Annotated in this window: 13 protein-coding genes; 5 read left to right on the forward strand and 8 right to left on the reverse strand. The window is 38.3% G+C overall.

All coding sequences use genetic code 11. The features are described 5' to 3' along the window. Nucleotide 1: 1 nt before the first annotated feature. From AC6CHS_RS13750 to AC6CHS_RS13760, 3 genes are all read right to left on the reverse strand, one after another. Nucleotides 2–1,225 (reverse strand): metallophosphoesterase family protein, encoded by a 1,224-nt coding sequence (locus AC6CHS_RS13750; RefSeq protein ID WP_498236920.1) that lies wholly within the window; start codon nt 1,223–1,225, stop codon nt 2–4. 291 nt (nt 1,226–1,516) lie between these two features. Beyond that, nucleotides 1,517–2,767, reverse strand: coding sequence for an ABC transporter permease (locus AC6CHS_RS13755; RefSeq protein WP_498236922.1), 1,251 nt, complete (start codon nt 2,765–2,767; stop codon nt 1,517–1,519). Continuing rightward, on the reverse strand, nt 2,760–3,659 hold the full coding sequence (locus AC6CHS_RS13760) for an ABC transporter ATP-binding protein (protein WP_498236924.1): 900 nt from the start codon (nt 3,657–3,659) through the stop codon (nt 2,760–2,762). The genes AC6CHS_RS13755 and AC6CHS_RS13760 overlap by 8 nt, the downstream gene beginning before the upstream one ends. A gap of 371 nt (nt 3,660–4,030) precedes the next feature. Here AC6CHS_RS13760 and AC6CHS_RS13765 point away from each other — a divergent pair, with 371 nt between their 5' ends. After that, on the forward strand, nt 4,031–4,216 hold the full coding sequence (locus tag AC6CHS_RS13765; protein WP_498236926.1) for a YhzD family protein: 186 nt from the start codon (nt 4,031–4,033) through the stop codon (nt 4,214–4,216). A gap of 48 nt (nt 4,217–4,264) precedes the next feature. Here AC6CHS_RS13765 and AC6CHS_RS13770 read toward each other — a convergent pair whose 3' ends face one another. Further along, nucleotides 4,265–5,077: an enoyl-CoA hydratase gene (locus AC6CHS_RS13770; RefSeq protein WP_498236928.1), complete on the reverse strand. Its 813-nt coding sequence runs from the start codon at nt 5,075–5,077 to the stop codon at nt 4,265–4,267. A 167-nt stretch (nt 5,078–5,244) separates the two neighbouring features. Beyond that, the gene (locus AC6CHS_RS13775; RefSeq protein WP_036574100.1) at nt 5,245–5,604 is read right to left on the reverse strand and encodes a YlbF/YmcA family competence regulator; all 360 of its coding nucleotides are present in this window, start codon (nt 5,602–5,604) and stop codon (nt 5,245–5,247) included. A 157-nt stretch (nt 5,605–5,761) separates the two neighbouring features. Between AC6CHS_RS13775 and AC6CHS_RS13780 the strand changes: the two genes are divergently transcribed. Together AC6CHS_RS13780 and AC6CHS_RS13785 are read left to right on the forward strand one after the other, a co-directional pair. Next, the gene (locus AC6CHS_RS13780) at nt 5,762–6,661 is read left to right on the forward strand and encodes a PucR family transcriptional regulator (protein WP_498236930.1); all 900 of its coding nucleotides are present in this window, start codon (nt 5,762–5,764) and stop codon (nt 6,659–6,661) included. A gap of 92 nt (nt 6,662–6,753) precedes the next feature. Then, the gene (locus tag AC6CHS_RS13785) at nt 6,754–7,854 is read left to right on the forward strand and encodes an ABC transporter ATP-binding protein (protein WP_498236932.1); all 1,101 of its coding nucleotides are present in this window, start codon (nt 6,754–6,756) and stop codon (nt 7,852–7,854) included. A gap of 89 nt (nt 7,855–7,943) precedes the next feature. On the opposite strand, the gene AC6CHS_RS13790 is transcribed toward AC6CHS_RS13785, so the two are convergent. Then, nucleotides 7,944–8,147 carry an alpha/beta-type small acid-soluble spore protein gene (locus tag AC6CHS_RS13790; protein WP_058951323.1) on the reverse strand — a complete coding sequence of 68 codons (204 nt, stop codon included), beginning with the start codon at nt 8,145–8,147 and terminating at the stop codon, nt 7,944–7,946. 155 nt (nt 8,148–8,302) lie between these two features. Next, entirely contained in the window at nt 8,303–9,688 is a 1,386-nt protein-coding gene (gene fumC, locus AC6CHS_RS13795; protein ID WP_498236934.1) for a class II fumarate hydratase, read from the reverse strand. Nucleotides 9,689–10,067: 379 nt separating this feature from the next. On the opposite strand from fumC, the gene AC6CHS_RS13800 reads away from it, so the two are divergent. Then, nucleotides 10,068–10,979: a zinc dependent phospholipase C family protein gene (locus AC6CHS_RS13800; RefSeq protein WP_498236936.1), complete on the forward strand. Its 912-nt coding sequence runs from the start codon at nt 10,068–10,070 to the stop codon at nt 10,977–10,979. A 153-nt stretch (nt 10,980–11,132) separates the two neighbouring features. Here the strand turns inward: AC6CHS_RS13800 and AC6CHS_RS13805 are convergent, their stop codons facing one another. Beyond that, complete coding sequence (locus tag AC6CHS_RS13805) at nt 11,133–11,366, reverse strand: hypothetical protein (protein ID WP_106896241.1); 234 nt, start codon at nt 11,364–11,366, stop codon at nt 11,133–11,135. A 249-nt stretch (nt 11,367–11,615) separates the two neighbouring features. Here AC6CHS_RS13805 and AC6CHS_RS13810 point away from each other — a divergent pair, with 249 nt between their 5' ends. Beyond that, the gene (locus tag AC6CHS_RS13810) at nt 11,616–12,482 is read left to right on the forward strand and encodes a cation diffusion facilitator family transporter (protein ID WP_498236938.1); all 867 of its coding nucleotides are present in this window, start codon (nt 11,616–11,618) and stop codon (nt 12,480–12,482) included. Nucleotides 12,483–12,516 lie beyond the last annotated feature (34 nt).

Genomic DNA, 12,516 nt, shown 5'->3' on the forward strand with positions numbered 1-12,516 from the left:
CTCATTCTTCCATTAAACCTTTGATCAAAATATGTTGAGCTTCACTTTTAATTTGTTCCGCTTCTTCCTTTGATAATGTTTCAACGTATTTTCTTGCCTGTTTCTGTTTATATAAATCGTTGAGGAAAGGCTGAATGGACGCCTCCTCTATTTGTCTGACTAACTCGCCTATGAAGTGGTCCCCTTCATATAAGAAAGGGTCAATCGTACTATAGTCAACTTCCGGACGATAACGGAATATGTGACACCAATGCAACTCTGATTGCATGGAAGCATTAGAGATTTCAATTACTTCCTCTAATAAACCTTCCTGTTCCCATGCAGCTAATCTTTTCTGGTCTCCGACAATAGAAAGATCAACCATTTGTGGAAGCTCCTTCACTAATTGACGGCAGGCTTTCTGGATTTCTTGTTCCAGCTGATGAATTTCTGAACAGGCAGTAGCATTAACTGATAGCTTGGAAAACTGGATTGCCTGAAGGGGGATAAACTGCGTTTCGCACGAGGATGCTGATAACTCAACAATATAGCAGCCTTTCTCACCTGTTTCCTTACGGTGCCTCCCTTGTATATTACCAGGGTATATAACAGGAGGGGATTCCTTCAGTACTTGCCGCTTATGTATGTGCCCCAGTGCCCAGTAATGGAAATCCTTTTCCACCAGTTCACTTAGTTGGAAAGGCGCATACATGTCATGGTCTGTATTCGACTGTATACTGCCATGCAACATCGCGATATGAAAGGGAATTGTAGTGTCCGATATCATATATTCACCAGCCTTGCCCTCTGTAACCGCCCTATTTTCATAACTGAATCCATATATTTTTGCAGCCGATTGACCTTCCTTATAATGAACAAAAGATCTCACCTGCTCATCTGGAAAGATACATACATTATCTGGATAAGTAATCGGATGGATATTTCCTTTTATGTAATCATGATTGCCATAAGATAAATAAACCATAATATTTTGCGAAGCGAGTAACTCAAAAGCCTTCTTTAAGCGAATTTGTGCTTTTAAACTCTGTTTTTCATTATCAAACAAATCTCCGGTAATTAATACAAAATCGACTTGTTTTTCAATAGCTGTCTGCACAAGGTTATCAAGTGCAAGGAATGTGCTTTCTCTTATAGAATCAAGAACTGACTTTGGCGCATGCGCCAGCCCTATAAACGGACTGTCTAAGTGCAGATCTGCTGCGTGAAGGAACCTAATGCTTTTCATCTTTTCACCTCGTCTTCTATTTTAGCAAACCCCTAAACAGAATGCACGTTCTATTACCTTCATAAGCGTATAATAACGTTTAGAAATAAAGGACTCGAGTTATGCTGACTTCCTCTCGGGGGATATTCTCCTGCTCTCGGGCGATGCTCTCTCGCTCTGGGGTGATGTTCTCTCGTTCTCGGGCGATGGTGCTGACAAGATAAAACTTCACAAAAAACGAGCGAATTCGAATTTCACTTTAAAATTCGAACCCGCTCTCATATAGCTTGAACATGACTAGGTAGCTCGTAGCTATTCTTTTTTCGACAAGGCCAGCGCCTTTTTGAAGTCCTTTAATGAACTTGATTTTCCATACATCAGAACGCCGCCTTTGTATACACGAGCTCCAATTATTGCTAATAACGCGATGGTGCCTATAAGAATGCCAATAGATAGTGCGATTTCCCAAATTGGAATATCGAGCATTCCCACTCTTAAGAACATGATCATTGGTGAGAAGAATGGAATAAACGACGTAATTTTGATTAATTCTGATTCAGGTGCATTTAGACCAAATATAGCAATAAAGAATGCAATCATAATTAAAAAGATCATTGGCATGATTAGTTGATGTACATCCTCTATTCGGCTAACAAGCGAACCGAGCATTGCTGCTAATGTTGCGTAAAGCAAATAGCCTAGAACAAAAAATACGATAGCATAAATGTACACAGAGATGGACACATCACCTAACCCAAAGACCGAGAAAAACCCGCCAGTCATATTATCCTGATTAGCTTGGATCATCGCGTACCCGACTCCAAGGAATAGAATGACCTGTGTTAGGCCTAGAAGCGCAATACCAATTATTTTGGCAAACATATGCGTTACCGGGGGAGCACTCGACACAAGGATTTCCATGACGCGTGAGGACTTTTCTGTGGCGACATCTGTTGCGATCATATTTCCGTAAGTAATGACAGCCATGTAAAGTAAAAATAACATGACATAAACTATCCCTCTTGCTTGACTCAACTCTTCATCTGTTTTAGCCGATGTATCAAGTGCCACAGCATTAAAGGTAACCGGTGCCGAAATTTCTGCGAGTGTCGACTGGTCAACACCTTGTTGCTGTGTGGCATAAGCTACTTTTATTTGCTGCATTTGTTGCTGGATAAAGGCTTTATTACCCGAGTCAGAAATGTTGTTTGCATAGTAATTCGCTTCGGGTAAGCCATTTTCATTTAAAGATAAGACAATTAATGCTTGATACTCTTCATCCTGTACTGCATCTTTCGCAGCTTCCTCTGAACCATCAAATAAAAATACATCTATTTCTTCATTTGCCGCCTGTACTCCTTGTTGCAGTGGTTCATAAAGTTCTCCTGATTCATCAATTATTGCAAACTGGTCATTCTCACCATCAGAAAATGCATCAATAATCGTTTGGAAGTTCGTAGCTGCGACAATGAATAAAAGTGTAATCACGGTACTAATAATAAAAGACTTTGTCTTAATTCGACTCATATAGGTATGGGACATAATAATCCAGAATTTACTCATAAGATGCACCAACCTTCTCAATAAATATATCATTCAGCGATGGCTCTTCTAATTCAAATTTGCGGATAAAGCCTTTTCCTTGAAGAACAGAGAAAATTGTTTGTGAAACGTCTTCGTTTTCAATTTGAATTGTACAGCCATCCATGTATTTTTTGTAGCTGATCACACCAGGATGATCTTTTAGAAAAGCAAAATCCTCGTCTCCACGGATGATGAGGTTTTTCCTACCAAAGGAGCGCTTGATATCCCTTAGAGAACCTTGAACAACTGGTTTCCCTTTATGTAAAATACATAGATGTTCACATAGTTCTTCAACATGTTCCATTCGATGTGATGAGAACACAATCGAGGTGCCTTTTTCTTTTAAATCAACTACAGCCTCTTTTAACATTTCAACATTGACTGGATCCAGTCCTGAAAAAGGCTCATCTAAGATTAATAATTTTGGCTTGTGGATGATAGCAGAAATAAATTGGATTTTCTGTTGGTTTCCTTTGGAAAGCTCTTCTACCTTTTTATTCATGTACTCCGGAACCTTAAAACGTTCCAACCAGCTTTCCAATTCTTTCACAACGCCGCTTTTATTCATACCACGTAATTTCCCCAAATAAATAAGCTGATCTTTAACTGTTAGCTTTGGATATAGACCCCTCTCTTCAGGTAGATACCCAATAAGATGGCTTTTACCATAATTAATTCTCTCCCCATTCCAGGAGATTTCACCATCGGTCCGATCAAGCAAACCAAGGATCATTCGGAAGGTTGTTGTCTTACCTGCTCCATTCCCTCCTAAAAACCCGAACATTTCACTTTCCGGAATTTCCAGAGAAAGGTTATCCACAGCTTTATGACTGCCAAACTGTTTTGTTACATTTTTTAATACAAGTGTCACCTTTCATTCCCCCTCTACTAAGTAGTACGTTTTTTCTCAATGTATTGTTTCAATGATTTTACTTTTGCAAAAATCATCTTTAAATTCGGCAAATACATCGCAACACGATATATCGCTCATCGATATAATAGCATAGACGGGGGTACCCTGACAACTGCTATTTTCATTTCCCCCTTAAAGAAACATTGATTCTATATACTTAGTGAAAGGTATATTGTATAGTCGTGCGAATAACCCTATTCCTATACTCTTTTCTTACGTTAATTTATCGAGTTCAAAACCTTTTGTTATCCTATGTGCAAAAAAGGATTTTTAGGGTATATACAGAATATAAGTAAAAGACGTTCAATACATAGGGAGGGACTTAAAAAATGCGTACTTATGCTTTAACTGTATTTGATCAATCCGGTGAGAAACTGTTAGATGAATCATTTACCGCTCCAACAGACGATGAAGCAAAAACTGTTGGGCAGGCAAGATTAGAGGAAGCCGGCTTCCAGGAACACACGTATCGATGTGTCACACCAGAAGCAAAGCTAATTCTATTTCACCGATAAATTTTCCACATTATTGTAATAAGACCAACAGTTCTAGACTGTTGGTCTTTATTCTCCTTTAAAAACTGGTTTTCTTTTCTCTAAAAAGGCTCGCACACCTTCTTGATGGTCTTGTGTTTGCCTAAGCTCCCACTGTACTTGTTGTTCATCAGCTAAAAAGGAGGCGAGACTTTCTTTTTCACGAGAATGATATAGCTCTTTTGTCTTTAGCATAGCAATTAGCGGGGATTTAAGTAGTTTTTCTGCCAGACCATTTGCTGTATCTATCGCCGGCTCATCTGATAACATATCCACTAAACCTATCTCCTTTGCTTGTTGTCCATCAATTTGTTGCATCCCCCAAGTAAATTGTTTCGCTCTTTGAATTCCGATTCGTTGCTGTAAAAAGAAATGACCGCCTCCATCTGGCAGCAACCCTATACCGATAAATAGCATGCCTAATTTTGCGTCTCGTTGCGTGACGACATAGTCAGCCGTTAGTGCAATACTAAGTCCTAAGCCTGCAACAGCTCCATGGATAGCAGAAATAACGATTTTAGGCATCGTATATAATTCCATCACTAATTCTTTAATGGATCCCATGACCCCATCAAAAAACATCTTATCTGAAAAGTCTTCCATCATACGAATATCTCCCCCAGAACAGAAAGCGCTTCCCTTCCCTGATAAAACAATCACCTTCGCTTTACTATTCTTAGCACGCTTAACTGCAACCACGAGCTCCTCCAACATCTCTTTATTTAAAGCGTTGTATTTTGTTGCACGGTCTAAAGAGATATGAGTAATATCGCCCTTTTCCTCCATTACTACATACTTCATCATTCCATCCCCTTTTAAAAGTCTTTCTATCTCCTTCGCCATTCAGGATGCAACTTCCTGCTTCCCGACTTAGAAAAACTCGCAAGTCTCGTTCTTTAATCAATATGTACGTTTTTCATAGCTGCGACTTTAAAATTTTCATTGCTTACTTGATAAAATTTTTACGTAAAAAAAGCCCACAAAATTGTGGGCTTTTTATCGATATAAAATTATTGTTGCGTATCCTCAGGCGCGCCATATAATTCTTCTAATGGCTTCGTAATAATGCGACTTACATCATTAATTACCGTATTTAATCGTTGTTCTTCTTCCATTAATTTAGAGATGTCTTCATGCTGTTGGACAAGCTCAACAACCTGACGAGCTTTCTCAACTTCTTCCTCTGTAATTTCCTGACCTTGCATTTGTTTCTCCTGTAAAGCCATTTGGGTATCACGGAAATTATCGAACATTTGCTTTGCAGTTGCATCATTCATTACTGCATCATATGCAAGTTTTAAGCTCTTAAATTCTTCACTTTCACGTATCGCTTTTTCTAAGTCATACGCACTGTCATAAATGTTAGGCAAAATAAATCCTCCTCCGATTTTCTTACTCTACCTACTATAACAAACGATTAGTTTCATGTATAGCGATAGAAAGATGAGGCAAAAATCCAATAATTTATTTTTTAATCATGTTATCATTGCTATAATTATAACAAGGTCATGAGAAAGAGGTTTTCATATGTTAGAGCAGCTACAAAACATTTTTCCATCCATTATTTTTCACCAAAATTTAAACAAAAAAGAAGCTAATGAAGAAAACTACAGGTGGTTTCGGTTCGAACAAGATCAAGTGATTGGCATACTGAAGGAGGAGCTGTCAGGTAGGGACCTCACTCTTCTGTCGGCATTTCTCACACCATACCAAGCAAGTTTTCCCGCGCTTACAGAGGCCGAAAAAAAATGGAGAAATATAATTGAAACAGATGACGCATCTGGCAATGTCACGGCCTGCCCTTTTCGCTTTGTTTATTTCTCTATTAGAGAAGATCAAATGGATCCTCAATCATTTAAAGAATCGCTCTATGAATTTTTCTCTTCTCCTGTGCCGATACTTTGGGAGAACGAGCAGGAAGGAATTATCATTGAAGAGAAAGCTGAGAATGATGATGAAAGCATTTCATATGAACAGATTATTGATGTCCTCATGAGCGATTTGTATGTCAATATTCACTTTTTTGCTGGACCTTATACACAACAATTAACCAATACGGGAGAACATTATAGCTCGATACTTTCAAGTGCACGTACAGCTTTCACATACTCAGACAAGTCTGTGTTATCCTTCTCTGAATCCATCCCATTTTTATTGGTTGATCAAACAAACGAAAGCTTTCGTAAAGAGCTCTCGAATGCAATTCTACAAGAATTTTCAGATGATGAAGACATTCTCCAAACAATTGAAACTTTTATTCAATGTAATCTAAATGTCTCTGTTGCTGCTAAAACGCTATATATGCACCGTAACAGCCTGCAGTATCGTTTGGATAAATTTATAGAAAAAACCGGCATTGATGTTCGTGATTTTCGAGAGGCAATGGCTGTTTATATAGCATTACTGGCAAACATGCACAAAGGATAAGTAGATCTTTGTGCATATTTGCCATTTTCATACGGACAGACTTTTTCTATAATAAAGATAATAAAGCGTTTTCAAAAATGGAGGGGAATAGAATGGCTGAATTAAAACTAGAACACATCCAAAAGTCATACGATAAAAAAGTGGTAGCAGTAGAGGATTTTAATCTACATATAAAAGACAAGGAATTTATCGTCTTTGTTGGACCATCAGGTTGCGGTAAGTCTACAACCCTTCGTATGATCGCTGGGCTTGAAGAAATAACAGACGGTTCTCTATTTATAGATGAAAAGAAAATGAATGATGTGGCTCCAAAAGACAGGGATATTGCAATGGTATTCCAGAACTATGCACTTTACCCACATATGAACGTATATGACAATATGGCTTTCGGCTTGAAACTTCGTAAATTTAAAAAAGATGAAATCGAAAAGCGTGTTAAAAACGCAGCAAAAATTCTAGGCTTAGAAGCATATCTAGATCGTAAGCCAAAAGCTCTATCAGGTGGTCAGCGCCAACGTGTTGCACTTGGTCGTGCAATCGTGCGTGATGCTAAAGTATTCCTTATGGATGAGCCTTTATCAAACCTTGATGCTAAGTTACGTGTACAAATGCGTGCTGAAATTCAGAAATTACATCAGCGTCTGCAAACAACTACAATATATGTAACGCATGACCAAACAGAAGCAATGACGATGGCGACAAGACTTGTTGTAATGAAAGACGGTATTATCCAGCAAGTTGGGGCTCCAAAAGATGTATATGACAATCCGGAAAATGTTTTCGTTGGTGGCTTTATTGGCTCACCTTCTATGAACTTCTTCTCAGGTAAACTAACTGAGACTGAGTTTCAAATGGGTGATGTAAAAATAAAAATACCTGAAGGAAAGTTGAAAGGTTTACGTGATCAAAAATACATTGGTAAAGATATTATCCTTGGTGTGCGTCCTGAAGATATTCATGATGAACCTATTTTTATCTCATCTACTCCAGGAAGCAAAATTAACGCGACTATCGATGTAGCCGAACTAATGGGTGCAGAATCCTACTTATACTCTAAAGTAGCTGATCAGGATTTCGTTGCACGAGTTGACTCCCGTACAGACATACAAGGCGGTCAAGAGATGGAATTGGCATTTGATATGAACAGTGCTCATTTCTTTGATGCCGATAGTGAAGCAAGAATTAAATTATAATACGTAGAACAGGGAGCAGCAGGTCTGCTCCCTGTTTTAAATACAAATTAAAGAGGGAAAAGCAGCGCTTTTCCCTCATACCATTCATATTAAAATTGTTGTCCATTCATTTGTTGCTGAGCAGTTTGTACAAGACGCTTGGTGATTTCTCCACCTACAGAACCGTTAGCACGTGAAGTTGTATCTGCACCTAAGTTAACGCCAAATTCTTGAGCAATCTCAGTTTTCATTTGATCTAGTGCTTGTTGTACACCAGGTACAAGCAATTGGTTTGAATTGTTGTTGTTAGCCATTGTTTATCACCTCCTGTAATTATAGTGTGAGCAGATCTGCCTAACTTATTACTTCTTTTAATTGGTAAATTGTAGGGTAGTTTCCACTTACGTTATGAACGCTATTTAAAAAAACCCTAATGCCGAGGCATTAGGGTTTCTCGTCTCTATTTAGCTTATCTTGGTCCAGTCATATCAGCTGGGTTTACATACTTATCAAATTCTTCTTCGGTCAGCAATCCGGAAGCAACTGCCGTTTCTTTTAACGTGGCATTATCTGCGAATGCTTTTTTAGCAATTTTAGCAGCATTTTCATACCCTATATGCGGATTTAGTGCCGTAACAAGCATTAGAGAATCATTTAGATATTTTGCTATTTCCTCTTCATTTGCTTCAATTCCGCTAGCACATCTCTCATCAAAGGAAAGAATACTGTCTGCTAGAAGCTGGCAGGATTGTAGAAAATTATAGGCAATAACTGGCTTAAATACATTTAATTCAAAATTCCCCTGACTTGCTGCAAAGCCAATTGTAGCATCATTCCCCATTACTTGTGCAGCAACCATTGTTACAGCTTCGCTTTGTGTAGGGTTTACTTTACCAGGCATAATGGAGCTTCCTGGTTCGTTTGCAGGAATTGTAATCTCACCAATTCCACAGCGCGGTCCACTTGCAAGCCAGCGTACATCATTAGCGATCTTCATGATATCAGCCGCAAGTGCTTTTAGGGCACCATGTGCATATACAGTTTCATCATGACTTGTTAGCGCATGAAACTTATTTGGCGCTGAAATAAAATCTTTCCCGGTAAATTGATTGATTTTTTCACAAACACGCTGAGAAAATTCAGGATGGGCATTCAGTCCCGTCCCGACAGCAGTTCCACCTATTGCAAGTTCCTTTAAATAGGTTGTACTTTCTTCAATCATTCGTTCCGATTTCTCAAGCATGCGATGCCATCCACTAATTTCCTGGCCAAGTGTTAATGGTGTTGCATCCTGAAGATGTGTACGTCCAATTTTGACGATATCATGGAATCGTTCCATTTTTTCCTTCAGGGTCGATTTAAGCTGTTTTACAGCTGGTAACACAGTATCCTCCATTTTTAAGACAGATGCAATATGCATGGCTGTAGGATATGTATCATTCGAGCTTTGTGATTTATTTACATCATCATTAGGATGCAAGACAAGGTCACTATTTTTTTCTTTTAGCCATTTGTTCCCCACGAAGGCAATAACTTCATTGACGTTCATATTTGATTGCGTTCCACTTCCTGTCTGCCAAACTACAAGTGGAAAATGATCATTAAGATTCCCATCTACTACCTCTTGTGCTGCATAAGCAATTGCTTCAGCTTTTTCCTTTTCCATTAAACCAAGGTCATGGTTGCCCTTAGCTGCACTCATTTTTAATATAGCAAACGCTTTAACAATTTCAGTTGGCATTTTCTCATTTCCAATAGGAAAGTTTTGCTTGCTTCGTTGTGTTTGAGCACCCCAGAACTTATCAGCTGGTACATTTATTTCGCCAATAGTATCTTTTTCTATACGGTAATCCATGTTTATTCTTCCTCCCCTATGTATGCATTAATCAATTCATCTTTCCTCCATTGTACCAAATTTTCAGAAGAAAAAAAGCGTTAACAAAAAGGTGAGACGTGAAAATATAGTAAAACAGTTTCCCTTTTTCGTTCGTTTTCTTTTATACTGATTATAAAGACGAACGATAAAACAGGCTAATTTATCCCGATGCAACCGTCCGTAAGACTCCCACTTCAAAACATGAAGTGAAACAGTGATGTTTAAGTGGGAGTAAACGGACGCTAACACCCCGATTCGTTCAACGAACAATCAGTGGGGGAAGAATGAAAACCCACTGATTGAAGTTTCACTTTATTGGAAGTATCTAAGCTAAATCGGTAAAAAGGGAGTTTTTTGTATGCCAAACAGTTGGACACATATTCTATTTTGCGAACAAGTTGTAGATGCCATTGAGGAGCCTCTAGCTTTTCTAAAACATAAGGAATATATGAAGTTGGGTGCGCAGGGCCCTGATCCTTTTTTCTATTATAACTTCTGGCCTTGGGTCAAGGAGGAGCCTGTCCATGAAGTAGGTATGGCATTACATACGAAGAATTGTGGGGCTTTTCTAATGGACCTTATTACAGAAGCTAAACGAGGCAGCGAAGAAATGCGTGCCTATGTATTTGGCTTTGTAACACATCATATCCTTGATCGAAACACCCACCCGTATATCCATTACCGAGCAGGTTATGAAGGAAGTAAGCATCAAAAGCTGGAGATACGAATTGATACTGCTATGATGGAAAAGTATCTGAATCAAAAGACATGGAAAATGCCTGTTTATAAAGAGATCGATGTTGGAGCAAATTTTAAAAAGGAAATTAGCGAACTTCTAAACACTTTAATACAAAGGCATTACCCAGATATTTCCGATCAGAAACCAGGATATATTGAAGCTTCCTATAAGGATATGCGCTTTGCTCTAAAATTGCTCTCTGATCCTTATGGCTGGAAAAATAAATTATTTCATTCTCTAATATCTTCCTATTCACATCGGCCAATACGGGATAACATTGACTATTTAAACCTTCAAAACACAACCTGGTATCATCCTGCTACAAAAGAAGCAAGCAACAAAAGTTTTATTACATTGTATAACGAAGGTTTTGAAGAAGGAGTAGAAATTTTATCAGAGGTGCTACATTTTTGGCAGCAAGAAGAACGCACTGCGATGGAATTATCGAGGAGGATTGCTAATATTTCCTATGACACAGGGTTGCCATTAGAACGAGGGCTAGAAAATAAATACAGTGACCCAATTGTCTAAGGCCAAATTTTATTGGTGCTAACAACTCCTAAAGGTATACCCCACAAAATATAACTAGCCGAACGAATCCACATTTCACTTGGAAGGATCGTCCGGCTAGTGTATTTAATAGTAGTGTTTCCCACGTTCAATAATGGAGAATACTCAAAACCCTTATTCCCAAATAAATTGTTTAAACGCTTCACTGCTCTCCATAAACTTCTCTTTGTTATCATCTGCAATTGCTTGGTTAATCGACGTTTCTATTATTTGTTTGTTATATTGAAAACAAATTTCATCAAGGATCATTCGGGATGTTAGCCTAAATTCAAATGGTATCTCTTTTCTCGCTGAAGATACTTTTCCTTCGTATCGTTTATATTTATAGATTAGCTTTTCCTTTTTCATGGAATAGCCCCCTTGTTCCTTTTTTCTATTATCCTAAATTTTTAGAATAATTTCAACTATTATTTGCAAAAACATAAATTTTCTGGTTTAGGTAACAGTAGTTAGAGGACCTTTCATTTTTTGCTTTGGCAAACTTACTTCCCTGCTTGCAATACATATACCCTCATGCTTCAATGTTTCTCTAGACCCACCATAACGCGGTTTGTTAAACTATGTACTAGCGAAAGAACCATTAATGGAGGATATTTCATGAACCATTCAGATAACTTAAAGCGCGGAGAAAAAGGGGCCTGGCTTAGTATTTTTGCTTATATTTTTCTAGCAACACTTAAGCTCATAATTGGCTATGCAGGGGACTCAGATGCACTTCGTGCGGACGGGCTTAACAATTCAACAGATGTTATTGCATCAGTTGCTGTATTAATCGGATTAAAAATATCTCGTAAACCACCTGATGAGAATCATCATTATGGCCATTTTCGCGCAGAAACGATTGCTTCACTTTTTGCCGCGTTCGTTATGATGTTCGTAGGGATACAGGTCATTTTCAGTACCATTAAAAATGTATTGGAAGGAAACTCCCTAAAGCCAGATATGGTTACAGCATGGACAGCCCTAGGTGCAGCATTCATTATGTTGCTTGTTTATCTATACAATGCAAATCTGGCAAAAAAAATAAATAGCAGTTCGCTCTATGCTGCGGCTCAGGACAACCGTTCAGATGCCTTGGTCAGTATCGGTGCTTTTGTAGGGATAATTGGAGCCCAATTTGGTCTATTTTGGCTTGACCCTCTAGCAGGATTACTGGTTGGATTGATAATATGTAAAACGGCCTGGGATATCTTTAAAGATGCAACACACTCCCTGACAGATGGATTTGATACGGAACAAATAAAAAAAATCCGGTCCAGTGTAGAGATGGAGCCGGATGTTAAATCAGTTAAACATGTTAAAGGTAGAGTACTAGGGAATCAGCCATTCATCGATATAACGATTCTTGTTGATTCCCATTTAAATGTAAAAGAAAGCCATGACATTACAGTAAGAATTGAACAGCATCTCTATAATGAGCATAATATTAGGCATGCGCATATTCACATTGAGCCATTTCAATAAGTCTAATATGATATTTACACATGATTAAAAGAAA

The sequence above is a fragment of the Oceanobacillus sp. GQ8 genome (genome assembly GCF_059758495.1).